This is a genomic window from Vibrio maritimus, from assembly GCF_021441885.1.
GTDB lineage: Bacteria > Pseudomonadota > Gammaproteobacteria > Enterobacterales > Vibrionaceae > Vibrio > Vibrio maritimus_B.
The window spans coordinates 395,087-413,186 of the sequence record NZ_CP090439.1 but is presented as its reverse complement, the minus strand read 5'-3'; the positions used below and the strand labels follow the sequence as shown (position 1 = coordinate 413,186).

Here is an 18,100-nt window from a genome sequence, read left to right as displayed (position 1 = left end):
TAGGGCCTGATTTGTATTGTTTGGTGGAAAGTCACCATCGAGGTGCTCGTCAATACTTGAGTCAGTCTCTTTTAGCTGACAAATTTGAATGCGGGCAGAAGATTATCAGATTGCATTTGTATTATAATTTTATAATTTGTATTATGTAGCCTATCTAATTGGTCTATAAGGCAAGTTCACTAACATCGCTCACTTATTTGTTAGTCAATAGGTCTAAGTGTTGAGGTATCTATGGCTAGATTGCCAATGTATCGTAAAATCGCTGATGAAATTCGTAGTAAAATCAGCACTGGAGAGTATCGCGTTGGTCATGCTCTTCCGACAGAAGCTCAACTACGCGAAGAGTTCTCTGTGAGTCGTGTGACGGTCAGGCAAGCACTTAAATTACTCATAGAAAACGAGGAGCTTGAGAGCGTGCAAGGCAGTGGTACTTATGTAAAAGAGAATAAAGTTAACTACGATATCTACCGCCAAACCAGCTTTGCTGAGAAATGGGCTCACCTTGAAGGCGTCACTCACAGCGATGTACTTGCTTTTGAAATTCAGTCCGCTTCTCTAACGATGGCAGAGCATCTAGAGATCAACCAAGGCGAGCGAATTTTCTACGTGAAACGTGTCCGTTACCTTGATGAAACTCCAATCACAGTAGAGGAAACTTGGATGCCAACCGCAATGTTTCCTGATCTCACTTACCAAGTGATGCAGGGATCGAAATATGAATACATCGAGAAGCAGAAGGGGATGGTCATTGATCGTAGCGAGCAGGAAATTATCCCAATCCTACCACCTGATGAAATAGCACAGCTACTCGATATGGACCCCGCTCAACCTATCATAGAGAAACGCACTCGCAGTCACTTACAAGATGACACGGTATTTGAGTATAGCCGCAACTACTTTAAGTCGAGCGAGTACAAGTTCACCTTGGTAGCCAAACGTCACTAACTCTACTTGATGCTGTCGCTTTTTTGAGCCTTCTGGTCCAAGTTCAAGCTTTGAACTTGGTATCTTCAAGGCATCCCATTTATAGTTAACCTATCAAGCATACCGAAAAGGAATAAAAACAATGCGTTGGATGTTAATTGGAGCCTTGGCAGTAGGTGGTTTAGTAGGCTGCCAATCAACTTATTACTCTGCAATGGAGCAAGTTGGTTACCACAAACGCGACATTATGGTGACGCGAGTTGAAGACGCCAAAGAATCTCAGCAGGAAGCGCAAGAAGAGTTTACGAGTGCTCTGGAAGCGGTATCAGCACTGAGTGGTTTTGATGGTGGTGATTTAGAAAAAGTCTACAACGACATCAACGATAAGTATGAAGACAGCGAAAAGGCAGCGGAAGAGGTGCGCGAACGCATTTCGGCAGTAGAGGATGTCTCAGAAGCGTTGTTTGAAGAGTGGCAAACTGAACTTGAGCAATATACCAGCGCCAAGCTGCGTCGTTCGAGTGAGCAGAAGCTAAAGGATACTCGAGCATCCTATCAAACCATGCTTAAGGCGATGAAGCGAGCAGAGCAGAAGATGACACCTGTATTGAATACACTGCGTGACAACACCCTCTATCTGAAACACAACCTCAACGCGAGCGCAATTGGCTCATTGCAAGGCGAGTTAATCAGTTTGGAGAACGACATTCAAGTCGCGATCAACCAGATGAACGCCGCGATAGAGGAGTCGGATAAATTTATTGGTAAGCTTAATAACCAATAGAGAGTTAAACAACAGAGAGTTCAACAACGAATCTTCACCGATCGCCCCTTGTGTTCAAGGGGCTTTTTTCATTCTGTGCCTAATTTGTATTTTCAAGATTCCCGTCACATCAATTTCTTGCGTTTAAGTTTGTAAAACCCCTTAAAGCAAACAACTATTAACGAATAACTCACCACATCCGAGGGGAACCATGAGTAGTGTATTTCATCGTAGTTGCCGAGGGCAGTTGCCGACCGTGAGTCATGGTAACGGAGTCTATCTTTTTGATACCAAGGGCAAGGCATATTTAGACGGTTGTGGTGGAGCTGCGGTGTCTAATTTGGGGCACAGTCACCCCAGAGTTAAGCAGGCGATTCGAGATCAGCTCGAGAGCATCCCCTATGCCCACACCGGATTTTTTACCACCGAGAGTAGTGAACGCTTAGCGGACCGCTTAGTAGAGCTCGCGCCTAACTCGCTTAAGCATGTGTATTTTGTGAGTGGTGGCTCGGAGGCTGTAGAGGCCGCTCTGAAAATGGCACGTCAGTATTTTGTCGAACAAGGCAAAACACAAAAGACTCAGTTTATTGCTCGTCGGCAAAGTTATCACGGGAATACTCTGGGAGCGCTCGCTGTTGGAGGTAATGAGTGGCGTCGGGAGCCCTTTAGGCCTTTGCTCTCGACTAGTCATCATATCGCCCCCTGCTATGCCTATCGTGACAAACTGGATTCGGAAACCGAGGTGGAATATAGCCTGAGGGTGGCGAATGAGCTTGAGAGTAAAATCCTGACCCTAGGCGCTGAGAATGTAATGGCATTCGTCGCTGAGCCTGTCGTTGGGGCAACCGCAGGTGCGGTGCCAGCAACAGCGGGTTATTTACAGCGCATTCGAGAGATATGTGACCGATATGATGTACTGCTTATTCTTGATGAGGTGATGTGCGGTATCGGACGAACAGGGTCATTTTTTGCTTTCGAGCAAGACGCTGTGGTGCCTGATCTTGTTACCGTCGCGAAGGGATTAGGCGCGGGGTATCAATCCATTGGAGCAGTGTTGGCTCATGAGAAAATCTACAATCAAATCGCCAATGGCTCAGGCTTTTTTCAACATGGTCATACATTTATGGGCCACCCAATGGCATGCGCATCAGCGTTAGCAACCATAGACACTATTGTTGATGATAGTTTGATTACACAGGTCTTACATAAGGGGCAAGGGCTACAGTCGAGGCTCCAAGATACCATTGGCGAACTGCCATTCGTCGGTGATATTCGAGGGAGGGGGCTATTTGTCGGTATAGAGCTAGTAGCAGATAGAGAAACCAAAGCGCCGTTAGCCATAGAAACACACGCACATAAATGGGTGAAGTCGATAGCGATGGACAATGGTCTCATGTGCTATCCCATGTCTGGAACGATAGATGGTAGGCTCGGGCACCATGTCTTGATCGCACCGCCTTTCATCATTTCAGCGTCAGAGCTGGATGAGTTAGTTTCAAAGCTCAGTGTGTCGCTCAGTCTTGCTGCTAATAAATGGGAGCGCTAAATATGTCACTGTATCAGCCGTCCCAAACGGCCATCATTGTCGCTCCCAATGGCGCTCGTAAGACTCAAGAGGACCACCCTAATATACCGATAGCGCAGCAATCAATAATAGATGAGGTAATCGCCTGTCGAGATGCGGGTGCGGCCATGGTGCATCTTCATGCTCGTAAGCGAACTGGCCAGCATTCGCTTGAGATAGAAGACAACCTCCCACTTTATGAAGCGCTAAAAGACAAGGTTGGCGACAGTATTCTGGTGCAACTTACCACGGAGGCTGTCGGTCAATACAGTCCTGCGCAGCAGCAAGCGCTGATAAGAGCGGTAAAGCCAGAAGCGGCCTCTTTTGCATTGAGAGAACTCATTCCTGACGAGAGTGACACTGCTTCAGCGAGTCTTTTTTTTCACTGGGTGGCTGAGCAGGGGATCTTATCTCAATACATACTCTACGATAATCATGATTTACGGCGTTACTTACAGTGGTTATCTCAAGGTGTGTTGCCTAACTATCATCACCACTTGCTGTTGGTACTAGGGCGATATAGTGATGGGCAGGTAGCTTATCCGAGCGATCTTATCACCATACTTGGATCGCAATTATTTGAGCTCGATCACCGTTGGGCAGTGTGTGCATTTGGTCAATTTGAACACAAGTGTTTAACCGCTGCTATGCTTATGGGGGCTGATGTTCGTGTTGGGTTTGAAAATAATCATTATGACAATCAAGGTGCTATCGCCCCGAACAACGCTACTTTGGTCTCTCAGTTGGTAGAGACAGCAAGTGCGCTCAACATTGAACGAATGACCGCCGAAAGGTTGAAATACCATCTCACTTCGACCGGTAGTTAAGGAGTCACCGGTTAGGACCCCTACGACAGGAAAAGGAATACTTATGACCAAATTGAAGACCATGTTAACCGTGTCCGCTGTATGTATGGCAATGGGCGGAGCGACCCTCGCACAAGCTCAAGACCGATTTGTGACAATAGGTACTGGTGGCGTAACGGGCGTGTATTATCCTACTGGAGGTGCGATTTGTCGCCTAGTAAATAAGAACCGCGCTGACCATTCGATTCGCTGTTCGGTAGAAAGTACGGGTGGCTCAATTTACAACATCAACACGATTCGAGCAGGCGAGTTGGATCTGGGTATCGCTCAATCCGATTGGCAATACCACGCCTACAATGGCACAAGTAAGTTTGAAGATGCTGGTGCATACAAGGACTTGCGCGCTGTATTTTCTATTCACCCAGAACCGTTCACGGTTGTGGCCCGCGCCGATTCAGGTATTGAGACATTTGAGGATCTAAAAGGTAAGCGAGTAAACATTGGTAACCCGGGCTCAGGTCAGCGCGGTACCATGGAAGTTCTGATGGATGGCTATGGCTGGGGTATGGATGTCTTTAAATTGACATCAGAGCTCAAGGCTTCAGAACAGTCGAAAGCACTTTGTGATAACAAGATCGACGCCATGATCTACACCGTAGGACACCCAAGCGGCGCAATCAAAGAAGCGACCACATCGTGCGATAGCAAGATTGTGACGGTCGCTGGTCCAGTGGTTGATAAGCTGGTGGCAGATAATAGCTTCTATCGCGTAGCAACGGTGCCAGGTGGCATGTATAAAGGTAACGAAGCAGACGCTATGACCTTTGGTGTTGGTGCGACGTTTGTTTCATCTACTGCCGTGCCAGAGGATGTGGTTTACAACATAGTTAAATCAGTATTTGAAAACTTCGATGACTTTAAACGACTTCACCCAGCTTTCGCGAACCTGAAGAAAGAAGAGATGATCAAAGATGGCCTTTCTGCGCCTCTTCATCCAGGGGCTGAGAAGTACTACAAAGAGGTGGGTTTGTTGAAGTAACTAACTCGTATTTCGAACCTTATCCTTGAAAACAACAAACCCAACGCTTCTGCGTTGGGTTTTCTTTATCTGCTAGCTCTGAATTTCTGTCGTTGTCTCTCGTGTGGCGAGATAGCGAATATGAATCAGATCTGCGGGTGTGATATCAGCGAGATGGCAAATCATTGACGGCGCCATGCCATAAGCGACAAGGTTTTCCCAGCTTTGATAAGCACGTTGTATATGTTCTAACTCCAGTTCATTGGCGGCGGCGACTCCCTGTCTTACATTGCGCATCTGTGTTCCGATCCAGATTGGAGATGCGTGAGCATTATCTTGATTTGATTGCTCATAAGGGTTAAGTGTCGTCATCGTTTTCTCTTCTTTGTGGCTTGCTAACTAGATTAACCACCAAGTCATTTTAGATATAGGTAGTTGTATAGGTTTGTACCATTAATCATATTTATGTTTCCTAGTAGACGTCGAATGCTTTTCATCATCGTGGCACGAAATGGTAAGTACAAAAATCATTCAGCTCTAAAATACGCAGCATCACTTGGTCGAACACACAAATGAGAAGCTGCTAATGACGGGTAATCAACAAAATGCCCAGCAGGAATCGCATTGTGTCCGACTCCCATTATTGAGGATTGAACCGCTTGGGATGGCTTGATTGAGGCAACGACTTTGAAAAAAACATTCATCACAAAACTAGCACTAGCAACTACTGGTATTTTGGCATTGACAACGACAGCACAAGCATTTGAGTTAGGTGCGGATACCAAACGCGGTGTGACCTTCCAGTTCGATAAGGTGATTGTTGGTGTTAAAGACAACTATGTGAATGGTGGTTTTGCTTTCTTAGAAAAACCGATTTCGGCTGAACACAATATCAGCTGGTTTGTCGAGGGTGGTGTCGGTTATAACTGGAACAGCGAACGTGTTGATATTCACGCGCCTGTCGGTCTTCGTTGGGAGCCAGTGAAAAACTTAGATGTGGATCTGTTTGCAACACCTGAGGTGAAGTTTAACGATGGTGCCGATGTCGGAGTTGGTGTGGACTTAGGTGTATCTTGGAAGTTCTAACAGAGATAAAAAAAGAGGCAATACAAAAGGGGGTATTGCCTCGAGTTACACGCATAACACATGCACTAGGTGCTTAAGGCATCGCCATAGTGCATCGACTTGCATTATTCTTTGTCAGGGTGAGGTGAGCGCAATGTTAGTGCTATGGTGAGTTGGAACTGTGTTCACAGTTCCAACTAAGTATTTGTTATTAGGGCATTCCTGCTAGTTTGGCTGAAGTAATAAACTCCCCAAAACTCTCACACCAAATAATCGCGGCCTGATACTGACTCAAATCCGTTTGCTCTGGAAGTGGAATCAAGAAGCGATCAAATGTTTTCACATCTCCCACTTGCAACATGGATGCTTTGGCCGCCATAAAGTCAGCTTCAGTCTCGACGTAGGTCGGCGATAGGTACAGCTTGTAGTCTGGTCCCGGTGCCAGTTCCCCAACAAAAATAGCACTGTCCGCTGAGAAGCTGATGGTTCCTTCCCCCCAATGAAGAAAATCGCTGTCTTGGCGGTTTTTATCAAACTCTCCCTGATAGAGGATGGCGTTAGATTGCGAACGAACCATCTCTTCTGATGGCGATTCTGGCTGAGTTAAGATCGGCAATACATAGATGCCGAGCATGAACCCAAAGAAGAGGGCTCCGAGGTGGGTAAATAGTAGAATTACTCGTTTCACAGTCACTCCTTTGACGTTACGACGTTGTCACTTCTAGTGTTAACCATAGTGCAAGCTTGATGCGCTCATCAACTTCGTTAACGTAATAAGTGCTCTTATTTATTGATACTGATTGTTTTGGATGACCGCTTTGAGTGTTTCACGTGTTGCCTTGTGATCGGCATCGTTTATGAATCGGCGATGATAAATCATTCGATGTTGGACGTTGCGTATCTCTAATGGAATCGGGAACACCTTTAGGTTAAGCATTGGCGCTAAATGTTTTGCAAGCGAAAGCGTTGACGCACCAAGAAGGTTGGTTGTTGCTGCCAATGCCAACATGCTAGAAACTGAGCCAGTTTCGGCTTTAACCACTCTGTGCGGGCTAGGTTTTTCCGATAGGAAGTCCATCATGTTGACGTTGTTACGGCGAATTTTTAGTGCGATATGCTGTGCGTTGAAATATTCCTCATAAGAGAGGGTGTCGCCGATGTCTGGATGGTCTTTTCTACAAACACACACGGCAGGCTCGTCAAAGATATCCTCTACAATATGGGCTTGGCTCATACTCGTCGCAATATCAATCGCAAGGTGAACTTTTTGTGAGTCTATATCCGCCAAAAGCTGCTCTTCACTTAATGGCGCTTCGATGAATGACAGTCCTGGAAGGTCACAAACCAAGTGCATCAATGCCTCGCTGCAGTAGACCTTTGTTATCTCTTGTCGTTTTTCTATCGTTTCTAGAACGGCAAGCGGCATTTCAATTTTATCCGCTAAAGCTACCGCGGCACCAGTCGGTGCAATGCCTCTACCTGAGCGCACGAACAAAGTTTTGCCTACGACGCCTTCCAAACGTTTCAATGCGGCACTAACGGCCGGTTGTGTAAGCTCTAACTCTTCCGCCGCAACGGTGATAGAGCGATGTCGATAAACGGCGCTAAACGTTGAGAGTAGGTTTAAGTCCATAACAAACTGATTTGATGGATGATATCTCTATCCTAGCAGAGGGTTGAGTGCTGTCAATTGGGGGAAATAGCGTGAACATCTAGGACATCGCAGTATTTAAATATAAATCATATTTATATTTAAATGGTTTTAAGCTTTATTTATATCATTTTTATGGATATTTAAACTTGCTCTCAACGACACAAGGAGGTGATTGGTTATTCAGAGATTAAGAGAACTCAAACAATGAAAAACACTCGTATCATTTCTATTATGGCGTTGTCAGCGTTGATATTCACTGGCGCGGCGAAAGCTCACTCCCCTGAGTCAGATCTTAAGTTTAGAGGTGGTCTAGGCTATTCATCCCTTGAAGGCAACCATTCAGCAGTCAATGCCACGGTCGGTCTGGAGCTAAATCAATACTTGGGGATCAATTTCGATCTTTATAAAGGTACGGACAGCAGTATTGATTATACCGGTGGCGGTTTTGCTCTTGAGCTTGGCTACAATTTCGCATTACCAAACAATTTCGAACTTCGTCCATTTGTAGAGGGCGGCATGACGACGGGTGTCATGAATAATGAAGTTGAAGGCATGAGCCGAGACGGTCACCTAGGTTTCAGTTCTAACATCGGTCTTCGAGTGCAACACCAAGAAGTCCCCGTTTATGCTGAGTTTAAAACCGACATTCACACTTCCCATACCGACGCACGTTTCCTACCTGAGAATACATTGCTGGTCGGTTTTCGACTGCCCTTATAGCGTCACCCTAAACCAAATAGCGGGGTAGCCCGCTGCTTAAACCTCAACTTTTAGTCACCAGCCTCACATTGTGGGCGTGGAGAGATCACTATGCGAAAAATTCACCAATTAAGTGTTATGACGGGCGCGATTCTCATGTCGAGCGCGGTATTTGCACAGAACCCTTTCGAGCACTATCAATCTGAAAATTCAGCCAGTTTTTCAGGTTACAAGCACTACAACTACGAACAAAATGTCAGTACGGATGAGCTGATGAAGCAGGGCGGGAAAATATACTCATCGCCTGAGGAGATTCACGCCATCTTACAAGGTGGTCTCAAGACGGATATTCAAACAGGTGAAGAGCTCTGGAAAGAGGGGCTGATGTTTGATGGTATCGAGCCGATGGATCATATGGTTACCGCGGCAAACTGGTTTCCTCGAACAGAACAGGTTCAGCACAACGAAATGCGTGTGACGTTCATGGGTACGTCGCCAATGATTCGACCTGGTCAGGCGAATACATCTATCTATGTAGAACTGGGTAATGGCGATAATTTTGTGTTCGATTTGGGAGAAGCGTCGATCGCCAACTACATCGGTGCTGGCGTCGCTTTGAATGAGCTTGATAAGGTCTTTATCACACACCTACACGTCGACCACTTCGGTTCATTACCGTACCTGTACCAGTTTGGTGGATGGAACGGTCGCTGGGAAAAACCACTAACCATCTATGGTCCGTCAGGACGAAATCCAGAAGACGGAACACGTCACATGGTCGAGGGTATGCTTCAGATGCTTTCGTGGCACCAAGATGCCTTTGATGTGTTCCCTTCAGGCAACGATATTGAAGTAGTGGAGTACGACTTTAAAGACGATGGCGGCGTTATCTACGACGTTGATGGTGTCAAAGTCTCTCACTGGCGTCGCTCACACGCGAAAGATGGCGCATCTGCTTACAGGCTCGATTGGACGATCAATGAAGAAGAGTCGTTATGTTTTGTATGGACAGGCGATGGTCGACCGACCGAACTTGATATTGAATATGGCAAAGGCTGCGACTTGTTTGTCACCGAAGTGCAAACCGAGTTGGTCGGGCTTGCCTCAATCGTACAAGGTGTTCCAGCCTTCTTGACGCGCTACACCATTGATACGCACCACACGTCTGGCTACGCGGCGGGTTGGCTTGCAAATCAAGTGCAGCCAAGGCTGTTTATGACCACACACATGGAATTCGACCCTTATTACAACAATGAGACCGTAGCGCAGGTCCGTGAACACTGGAAGGGACCTTACCATTTTGGCGCGCCAGACATGATCGTTGCCAACATTACCCCTGAGAAAGCATGGGTACGAGAAGGGATCATTCCAGATTTTCCAAACAACCGAGCGCCTCAATTCAACCTTAATGATGGTGAAGTGTTCCGAGTACCTGTTCCTAAAAACTCGCGAGCAGACATTCAAGAACAAGAGATCAGAGACCTCGAGATTGATGAAGCTTTGTATTACCCAGAAGGTTATCACCCAGAGCTGCTAAAAGAGTGGCCGCTGGATCGTGACCTTATTGTGCCAACGGAAGTGTTACCAGAGAGCATGAAACGCGGCATGGGTGAGAAGCAACGAATGGTGGATGAAATGCGTGAAGCGCATGGCTTAGAGCCGCGTTCTGTCCACAGAAAAGAATCTGCAGACCCTTATCGCGATACTCGCAAAGACAATACAAAACAACAATAACCCAGACTGGCGGGCATCACGCACGATGCCCGTGTTCCAACCGCTTTTTTATTGAGACCACATTATGTTTAGACGAATGACCACTTTCACATTGATGAGCTTGAGCCTGATAGGTACCGCAGCTCATGCCGCGCAACATGATCACGACACACTCTTTAGCCGAGATAATGCTGTAATGGCCGCGGCGGCTGTAGAGAGGGTAAATGCATACTGCGTAGAGCTAGGCACTATGAGCCCGGAGTACTCGCTTCAAAACTCCATGATGATTAGAGAAACCATTGAAGGCCTATCACAAGAAGTACTTCATGAAACTTATACCTTTAGCGAAGAAGATGAAATGTATCTACAGGGCGTCAGCCTTGGGGAAAAACTGATTCAAGAAGCCGAGCAGAAAGGGCATGTCAAACAAATGTGTACTCAACCTGAGGAGAAATCGCTATGAAGAAAGTCGTAACTGGTTTGGTAGCACTGATTCCAACTTTGGCCATTGCTTGTGGCGCTCACGTCCACAACACCTTGCCGCATTATGAGAACTACACCGAATCGCTGGTGGCAATGTCGGTTTGCAAAGTTAACGAACACATATCCGAAGAGCAGTCTGCGGTGTGGTTTAAAAAGCTGGCATGGGTTGCAAATGGCACAGATGAGGAGTTGTTTGAGCACTATGCGCATTTTGCTGCAGACCATGTAAAGGACATCGCTAACGATCCAGAAATGCTACCTAAATGGACCAGTGACTATTGCAAAGATCAGTTCTTTGACGTGATGGCGATGGATCAAGTGGTACTAGAGGACCTATATGACGAGCAAGAACTGGCTGATAGAGAGTTCAATCGCCAAATAAAGCTATCAGGAAGTGAAAAGTCACAAGATAAGCCTGAAGCGTAACCGTTTTAACAACCCAATCTACTAACTATTGAGCGGTATTTAAGGAGTGAGAGCCGCTTTCTAAAGAGAAACAACAATGAATTTCAAACGATCATTTCTTTACCTATCGACGCTGACGCTACCAACCTTCGCTTTTTCTCACGGCAATGTCGATATTTCCAATGGCTCACATATAGAAGTCTACTTTGCCGATGAGCAGCACCACGGTCACAGTGACAACGACACAGAGCGAGTATACGGCATCGAAGGCGTCTGGATGGATGACTCTGGTGTATTTATCTACGGTGAGGCGGAAACGGGAGCCCATGAGTTTTACCAACTGGGTGGGGGTAAGTATTTTAACCCAACTGACAATATTGGTTGGTTCGCTTATGGCGCGTATGCTCAAGGAGGTTATCTTGATAGCAATGAACTTCGCGCACGTATTGGTCTTGACTATCAAGTGAGTCATGAACTGTCGCTAAAGGGTCGTCTTGGTTACGATTACGGTAATAGCAAAATTAGTTTAGGTGGGGATCATGATCATGACCACGGTGTTCATCATGAACATCACCACTCTTCAAAAAGGAGTCAGCTTGGACGAATGGACTTAGGATTTAATTATGAACTGGGACACGTTGCGGAGTTTTCTTATAACTACGTGGTTCAGAAGCAGTTTGAATCAGACTTAGTTTTAGACAACGATACCAATTTACATTACGAAGCTCGGCTCACCTATACCGACACTAAGCTACAGCCGTATGTTGAGTATAGACAGACAAACAAAGCCTTTGATGACCATCATTTCGAGGAAAAAGCTGTGCAGTTCGGGGTGTCTTTTAAGTACTAGTTTAAAGGGCTGGGTTAGTTGACGCGCTTGCCCAGCTCTTGAGGTTACTGACTATTTCTTCTCTTTATCATTTCAGCGTCTTTGTCACAGCTTTGTCATACTAAGTATAAAAATGTAATGATAATGATTATCATTTTGATCTATGTGTTGGGCGAATGTACTATTCGCGCTCCAAAAACAACATAATATATCTAATAATGAATGTAATCTTTAGAAAAGCACTATTGCTCGCTGTTGCCTTTCCCACAATCTCCGCTATTGCAGCTCAAGAAAATTCCAACTCTACGACAGAAGTTATGGACGTCTATGGTACGTCATACACTCGTGCGATTGACGTTGATAAACCCGGTGAAACCGTAGTCACTCGAGAGAAAATCGAAATCGAGCAGCCAACGAATATTGCTGAACTGTTCGAGGATATCCCAGGTGTTTCTTATGATGGGGGAGCACGGGTTGGTGGTGAGCGAATCAGTATTTGGGGCTTCTCTGACGCTAGCGACTTAGGTGTCTATGTAGACGGCGCGCCGATTGGTTTTGAGCAGTATCGCTATGGCACTTTCTTTTTCGACCCGTATCTTATCGGTGAAGCGAAAGTGACAAAGGGTGCCCACGACTATCAAGCGGGTGGTAAGTTTGGCGGTACAATTCGTATTCGCACCAAGACAGTCGATGAACTTCTAAAAGCAGGGCGCAAAATGGGAGCCCGTGTTCACCTTGGTTACAATGATAACGACGATCAAAAGCACGTCGGCACAACCGCATTTGGTAAAGCTGATAATGGGCTTTATTTCCTAGTGTCTGGTACTTGGAAGGATTCTAATGACATTCACGTGGGTGGTGGTGAAGCTCTTGAATATTCCGCATATACCCAAAACAACGGCTTAATTAAGCTGGGCTTTGAAACGTCTGATCACGAGCTTGAGCTTAGTCATACCATGTATAACGATGAAGGGCGGCAACCTTGGGCAACAAGGCGAGGACGATTCGCAGAAATCAGTGACTACAACATCAAAAAGTACGGGTCACTGGAGGCGGCGAAGTACGCCTATACAGTTCAAAATGAATATCGAGATAAAACAACGTCAGCGCGCTATATCTATAACCCAATCTCAGACCTCGTTAATCTAAAAGTAGTCGCTGCCCACACTGACAACGAGCGTCATTGGCGTCGCCCAGACATTGCATGGGAGAAAATGTTTGTCTCCATAGGTGCCTATGGTCATGAGTCTTGGGCTTCCTATCAGCGAGATTATGTCGACATCAGTAATGAGATGAAAATAGGCCGTCACACTATTACTAGTGGTGTGCAGTATGAAAACAACAACCGGGATACCTTAGTTCACAATGCCACTAAGACTTATAATAAGCCTGCGAAGAACTACGGTATTTTCATCCCATACTATGACCCATCGGGTACACAAACTACCTATTCTGCATATCTTGCGGACTTGATTGATGTCACGGAGCGTTTTCGCGTCACACCATCTATTCGCTACGACTATGTGACATCCAAAGGAAAAGAGAATCCGGCACCCGATTACAATGATCCTGCCGCCGGTCACGATTATAGTGAAGTCTCTCATGCTGGCTTCAGCCCTAGAATACAGCTTGACTATGATCTGACAGACGACACGCTACTTAACTTTGCGTATGCCTACCAAATGAAAGCACCGTCTGTTGATGATATCTATGCTGTGCAGTATGCAAGAGCCAAAGCATCAGCGACATCGCGTGACCTAGAGGCACAGCGAATCCATGCTTACCGCGCAACAGTAATTAATACCCTAAATGGTTTGTTTGCGGGCAACGACTTATTAACAACTGAGGTTACGGGCTTCTATAATGACGTGACCAACAATGTAATGAATCGAGTTGGCGTTAATCTTGATGATAATGCCACTGAGAAACAGAGTTGGAAGGTTAACCTTGATGGCTATAAAAACTATGGTGTAGATGTCCAAACTCAGTATCGTGTCGAGCGTTTTTATGCTGATCTTAGCGCTAGCTTCATTGAAGGAAAACACAATGGATCATTAACAGACGCTAGTGGTGAGGACCAGTATATGTATGGTTTGCCACCAATGAGTGTCAAAGCAGGGTTGGGCTATGAGTGGATTGATGGCTTGACCACGGGTTACAAACTTCGTTGGTATGATGCGCAAACCAAGGTCGAAGATTCGATCTATTTTGCGCAAGAGAGTGAGCAATACACCTTGCAAGATGTTTACGTGAGTTGGCAGCCACAGCAGCCTAAAGAACTGATGTTGCGTGCGACTATCAAGAACATCGCTGATCGATATTACGAACCTTACCTGTCGAATGGCGTACCTGGACCCGGCCGAGAAGTGAGACTAAGCGCAACGTACGATTTTTAGACTGAACTAAAAAAAGAGGGTTAGCTATGAAAGCTAACCCTCTTTTTAAGGAGTGTTAATTACTTGTGCCATGCGAATTTTTCAAACACCTTATCGACAGGCGTATCCGCCATGTGGTTTACATAGTTACTGATGACCTTTTGAGACAAGCCTAGGATGACTTCTAGTACTTGCTGTGGACCATATCCAGCGTTATAAAATGCAGTGACCTCCGCTTCTGGAACGTTGCCTCGATTGCGCACCATGCTCAGAGTGAAATCTTTAAGCGCTTGAAGCTTCTCTGTTGGCATAGCTGTGTCGTTGCGAAGCGCTTCGATAAGCTCAGCGTTTACCTTCATCGAATGAGCGATCCCTGTGTGTGCAGGTACACAGTAGTGGCATTCATGTTCAACGTTGATAGTTTGCCAAACCACAGTGAGCTCTTCAGCATCAAAAGACGTCTGGGTGAACAGTTGATGCAGTTGGGTATAGGCTTTGAGTGTTTCTGGAGACTCTGCCATCACCGCATAAAGCCCCGGAACCATCCCCATCTGTTTTTGAGCACCCTCTAGAATCGCTTTGCTTTTTTCTGGTGCGCTATCGAGGGTATGTAGTTTGAAGTTATTCATAGTATTTTCCTCATTCAATTCTGACTATTTTTGATAGTGGTTACGTTGACTATTTCGCTTCTGGCTCAAGAAGGATTTTAGTCACTAATAGGCGAACTGTCGGTGCGACGATCGCGAGAAGTAGCAAGGCTGATGGAAGCATTTGTCCCGCAGCATTCATCCAAGCGTCTAGGAAAGAGGCGCCATTTGGAAGATTCTTAGCCACCATGATTGCCGGCATACCTAACAGCATGGTTGGCAATACCATGGATACCATTAATGGGTACTGAAATTTACGTGGAAACTTTTTCATTGTTTGCTCCAGTTGACTAACTTATGACGCTATTCTAGTCTTCGATTAATCAATCAAAAATAGACAATATTGAATCTGAAGCGTGCATTTATGAAAGCTAAAGATATATCCAATCTGTACCTGTTTTGCCAATCAGTAGAGTGTGGAGGTTTTGCTGCTGCGAGCCTCAAGACGCATGTATCTGCTCCAACTCTCTCACGAGCTGTTGCTAGTCTAGAGGAACAAACAGGAGAGAAGTTGGTTCACCGAAACGCCAAGCAATTTCAATTAACCACGGCAGGGGATGAGTACTATCAGCGATTTGCTGCTCTGTTTTCTCAGCTCAATGATCAATGGGTGCAGCTTTCAAATAGCCAACCTGTATTAACCGGGGAAATCCGTGTTTCATGCCCAGAACCATTTGCGGATAACTTTTTGCAAAAACTGGCTATCGATTTTATGGAACAGCATCCAGAAATCACCATAAGTATCCAGTTTAGTGCTGGGACTGAGCGCTTTTTTGACGATCAGATTGACCTTGCTATCGTGACGAGTCCGCCCCATGCCACAAACTTAGTTCAACGACGTCTTTTTGAATCACCGCTCGTCATGGCGGCGTCGCCGGATTATTTATCCAAGCATGGTGTGCCTAAAAGTACCGAAGACTTACTGATGCACCGCTTACTGTCTGGGAATAACCTCCCTTATTGGGAACTAAAGGAGGGCAGCAAGACCGTGCACATTCCTTATCAACCCAAATATGACATCAGCAGTCTACGTTTGAATATTGAAGCGACGTTGCAGGGAGCGGGGGTTTGCATGATGCCATTGGCGGCATTTGACAAACATGCCAAGGCTGGGCGATTAGTGCGAGTATTACCTGAAGTAGAATGCCCGGCAGGTAAGGCCTATTTAATTTGGGCAGATAGGAAGTTGATTGCGACAAGGGTTGTCACATTTAGAGATATGGTATTCGAGAAATTTGGAAAGACTGACCAATTTTTGGCATCGATTGGTGATGAGAAAACCAAAATAGAATAAAAAGAACCCGCATATGCGGGTTCTTTTTTATGAACGGTTTCGCTGATATAGATAGGCATTTAACCAAGCTAATCCAAGAATAATTAGCGTCATGACCGGCGGTTTAGATTGAAGTGGGAGTACTTCAGCAGGCACGCTTGGAAGCAAATGAACATACACGGCGACGATCATGATTGCGGTCGTCAGTAACGTAGAAGCCGTTATCAGAATGTCATTGGTTCTGGTACTCAATCGATGAAATGCGACCATGAGAACCATTAATAAAGCGCCTGCCGTAATCTCTCCTAATTGACCTGCCCAGCGAGACAAGGTCGGAAACGGAAGCTCACTTAGCGCGATTTGTTGTGTGAACATGGTTGTGAATGGGTCAAAGAACTTAACGGTTCCGGCCATAACCATAAACGCACCCAGTAAACCGGTTAGGATTTTTTGTGAGCGCTTTGAGACAGAATCTGAAGCGTCATAAGCGCGAAAAAGATAGTAACCAGTGACAAGCAACATAGTAACGATTAGCGATAATTCGAGGATGAGTTGTGAAGTGCTCATAGTATTAAACCTGTAGTGAACGTGACCAAGTGATAAGCATGATACCGAGCTTCTTATCATTCAAAAATAGACAGTAATGAATTAGAAGCGTGCATATTTGAATGCTTAAAGGACATGATGAATACTGGTCATTTTCGGATCTCTAGTTGAAATAAGACCTAAGTGGGGGTTGTGATTTAAATATCCATGGCGCAAAGTAGGGGAAAATTACTACTACAAAGACAGACAGATGGATTTAGCGAGTTTTTTAAGGTTGATTCTTCTTGCCTCAATATGGGGCGGTTCCTTTCTATTTATGCGTATAGCTGCCAAAGTGATGGGACCAGCGGTTCTGATAGAGGCTAGAGTATTCTTTGCAGCGATTGCTCTGCTCGTTATAAGTCTCTATCTAAAAAAGAAGCTTGAGTTCACCAAGCATACCCGCCACTTTTTCACTATTGGGCTTTTCAATACCGCGTTGCCATTTCTGCTATTCGCTTACGCGGCTCAAACGCTAAATGCTTCTACTTTATCAATCCTTAACTCTACAGCTGCCATTTGGGGAGCTGTTATCGGAGTTTTCTGGACTAAAACGCCACTGACCAAGCGTGGTGCTCTAGGGTTATTTGTTGGTGTTATTGGTGTAGCGGTGTTAGTTGGTTGGGATGCTGTCCGCATCGGAGAAGAGGCCACACTGCCAATTATTGCCGGTGTCATGGCGGCGTGTTGCTATGGTATCGCGACCAATTATGCGAAAAACGCACCGTCGGTTCCGGCGTTTAATAACGCTCACGGAAGTATGTGGGCGGCGTGCTTGATTGTTTTACCGTTAATCCCTTTTGTCCCGATGCGAGAAGTGCCAACACAAGAAGTTTGGTTGTCTGTTGTCCTGCTCGGTGTGGTGTGCACGGGAGCGGCCTACTTGCTGTACTTTAGATTGATTACTGATATTGGTCCGTCATCGGCACTATCGGTAACCTTCTTGATCCCAATGTTTGGCATCTTGTGGGGAAATCTGTTTCTTGGAGAGCCGATAGGTGTCAACACAGTAGTCGGCACCGTATTGGTTATTAGTGGCACTATGTTAGTGACGGGCTTTTCATTCTCTTCTTTCGCCAAAAAAGCGGAGTCATAAAGCTATTGGGGCAGAGAACTCATTTCCCTGCCCATCATGATTAATGTGTATTGTCTTGCTTTATCGCCTCTTTAATGCGCTTACGTTCATACCAAAGCACGACGAGTAACGCGGAAATCGCGATGACCAGCCAATTGCTGGCATCGTCGGTTAAGCAGTAGTGCATTTGCTGCAATACGATATCCATTAGACTAGACCTCC

At 45.7% G+C, this 18,100-nt stretch carries 21 protein-coding genes; 14 read left to right on the top strand and 7 right to left on the bottom strand.

The features are described 5' to 3' along the window. Positions 1-231 precede the first annotated feature (231 nt). From LY387_RS18495 to LY387_RS18475, 5 genes are all read left to right on the top strand, one after another. Positions 232-945, top strand: a complete 714-nt coding sequence (locus LY387_RS18495) for a GntR family transcriptional regulator (protein WP_234497302.1) — start codon at positions 232-234, stop codon at positions 943-945. A gap of 193 nt (positions 946-1,138) precedes the next feature. After that, entirely contained in the window at positions 1,139-1,708 is a 570-nt protein-coding gene (locus tag LY387_RS18490) for a DUF2959 domain-containing protein (protein ID WP_419153468.1), read from the top strand. A gap of 190 nt (positions 1,709-1,898) precedes the next feature. Then, positions 1,899-3,233, top strand: coding sequence for an aspartate aminotransferase family protein (locus tag LY387_RS18485; RefSeq protein WP_234497298.1), 1,335 nt, complete (start codon positions 1,899-1,901; stop codon positions 3,231-3,233). 2 nt (positions 3,234-3,235) lie between these two features. Further along, the gene (locus LY387_RS18480; RefSeq protein WP_234497297.1) at positions 3,236-4,078 is read left to right on the top strand and encodes a 3-keto-5-aminohexanoate cleavage protein; all 843 of its coding nucleotides are present in this window, start codon (positions 3,236-3,238) and stop codon (positions 4,076-4,078) included. A 43-nt stretch (positions 4,079-4,121) separates the two neighbouring features. Further along, positions 4,122-5,096, top strand: a complete 975-nt coding sequence (locus LY387_RS18475) for a TAXI family TRAP transporter solute-binding subunit (protein WP_234497296.1) — start codon at positions 4,122-4,124, stop codon at positions 5,094-5,096. A gap of 72 nt (positions 5,097-5,168) precedes the next feature. Here the strand turns inward: LY387_RS18475 and LY387_RS18470 are convergent, their stop codons facing one another. Further along, on the bottom strand, positions 5,169-5,447 hold the full coding sequence (locus LY387_RS18470) for a hypothetical protein (RefSeq protein WP_042470774.1): 279 nt from the start codon (positions 5,445-5,447) through the stop codon (positions 5,169-5,171). Between the two features lie 315 nt (positions 5,448-5,762). Between LY387_RS18470 and LY387_RS18465 the strand changes: the two genes are divergently transcribed. After that, positions 5,763-6,161 carry a hypothetical protein gene (locus LY387_RS18465; protein WP_234497295.1) on the top strand — a complete coding sequence of 133 codons (399 nt, stop codon included), beginning with the start codon at positions 5,763-5,765 and terminating at the stop codon, positions 6,159-6,161. A 190-nt stretch (positions 6,162-6,351) separates the two neighbouring features. Here the strand turns inward: LY387_RS18465 and LY387_RS18460 are convergent, their stop codons facing one another. Both LY387_RS18460 and LY387_RS18455 read right to left on the bottom strand, forming a co-directional pair. Further along, positions 6,352-6,828 (bottom strand): DM13 domain-containing protein, encoded by a 477-nt coding sequence (locus LY387_RS18460; RefSeq protein ID WP_234497294.1) that lies wholly within the window; start codon positions 6,826-6,828, stop codon positions 6,352-6,354. A 99-nt stretch (positions 6,829-6,927) separates the two neighbouring features. Next, the gene (locus LY387_RS18455; RefSeq protein ID WP_234497293.1) at positions 6,928-7,773 is read right to left on the bottom strand and encodes a LysR family transcriptional regulator; all 846 of its coding nucleotides are present in this window, start codon (positions 7,771-7,773) and stop codon (positions 6,928-6,930) included. Between the two features lie 225 nt (positions 7,774-7,998). On the opposite strand from LY387_RS18455, the gene LY387_RS18450 reads away from it, so the two are divergent. The 6 genes from LY387_RS18450 to LY387_RS18425 all read left to right on the top strand — a co-directional run bounded on the left by LY387_RS18450 (position 7,999) and on the right by LY387_RS18425 (position 14,319). Continuing rightward, positions 7,999-8,514 carry an outer membrane beta-barrel protein gene (locus LY387_RS18450; protein WP_234497292.1) on the top strand — a complete coding sequence of 172 codons (516 nt, stop codon included), beginning with the start codon at positions 7,999-8,001 and terminating at the stop codon, positions 8,512-8,514. 90 nt (positions 8,515-8,604) lie between these two features. Next, on the top strand, positions 8,605-10,227 hold the full coding sequence (gene gntH / locus LY387_RS18445) for a guanitoxin biosynthesis MBL fold metallo-hydrolase GntH (protein ID WP_234497291.1): 1,623 nt from the start codon (positions 8,605-8,607) through the stop codon (positions 10,225-10,227). Between the two features lie 64 nt (positions 10,228-10,291). Further along, the gene (locus tag LY387_RS18440; protein ID WP_234497290.1) at positions 10,292-10,669 is read left to right on the top strand and encodes a hypothetical protein; all 378 of its coding nucleotides are present in this window, start codon (positions 10,292-10,294) and stop codon (positions 10,667-10,669) included. Next, a complete protein-coding gene (locus tag LY387_RS18435; RefSeq protein ID WP_128649840.1) occupies positions 10,666-11,115 on the top strand; it encodes a hypothetical protein in 450 nt (149 codons plus the stop codon). The genes LY387_RS18440 and LY387_RS18435 overlap by 4 nt, the downstream gene beginning before the upstream one ends. Positions 11,116-11,191: 76 nt before the next feature. Then, the gene (locus LY387_RS18430; protein WP_234497289.1) at positions 11,192-11,944 is read left to right on the top strand and encodes a hypothetical protein; all 753 of its coding nucleotides are present in this window, start codon (positions 11,192-11,194) and stop codon (positions 11,942-11,944) included. Between the two features lie 197 nt (positions 11,945-12,141). Further along, a complete protein-coding gene (locus LY387_RS18425) occupies positions 12,142-14,319 on the top strand; it encodes a TonB-dependent receptor domain-containing protein (protein ID WP_234497288.1) in 2,178 nt (725 codons plus the stop codon). A 59-nt stretch (positions 14,320-14,378) separates the two neighbouring features. Here the strand turns inward: LY387_RS18425 and LY387_RS18420 are convergent, their stop codons facing one another. Both LY387_RS18420 and LY387_RS18415 read right to left on the bottom strand, forming a co-directional pair. Next, the gene (locus tag LY387_RS18420) at positions 14,379-14,927 is read right to left on the bottom strand and encodes a carboxymuconolactone decarboxylase family protein (protein WP_234497287.1); all 549 of its coding nucleotides are present in this window, start codon (positions 14,925-14,927) and stop codon (positions 14,379-14,381) included. 49 nt (positions 14,928-14,976) lie between these two features. After that, positions 14,977-15,219, bottom strand: coding sequence for a DUF2798 domain-containing protein (locus LY387_RS18415; protein ID WP_042470784.1), 243 nt, complete (start codon positions 15,217-15,219; stop codon positions 14,977-14,979). Positions 15,220-15,309: 90 nt separating this feature from the next. Between LY387_RS18415 and LY387_RS18410 the strand changes: the two genes are divergently transcribed. Continuing rightward, entirely contained in the window at positions 15,310-16,239 is a 930-nt protein-coding gene (locus LY387_RS18410; protein WP_234497286.1) for a LysR family transcriptional regulator, read from the top strand. Positions 16,240-16,266: 27 nt separating this feature from the next. Here the strand turns inward: LY387_RS18410 and LY387_RS18405 are convergent, their stop codons facing one another. After that, positions 16,267-16,785: a hypothetical protein gene (locus LY387_RS18405; RefSeq protein WP_234497285.1), complete on the bottom strand. Its 519-nt coding sequence runs from the start codon at positions 16,783-16,785 to the stop codon at positions 16,267-16,269. 229 nt (positions 16,786-17,014) lie between these two features. Between LY387_RS18405 and LY387_RS18400 the strand changes: the two genes are divergently transcribed. Further along, entirely contained in the window at positions 17,015-17,899 is an 885-nt protein-coding gene (locus LY387_RS18400; protein WP_234497284.1) for a DMT family transporter, read from the top strand. 40 nt (positions 17,900-17,939) lie between these two features. On the opposite strand, the gene LY387_RS18395 is transcribed toward LY387_RS18400, so the two are convergent. Then, positions 17,940-18,086, bottom strand: coding sequence for a hypothetical protein (locus LY387_RS18395; RefSeq protein WP_234497283.1), 147 nt, complete (start codon positions 18,084-18,086; stop codon positions 17,940-17,942). Between the last annotated feature and the right edge of the window lie 14 nt (positions 18,087-18,100).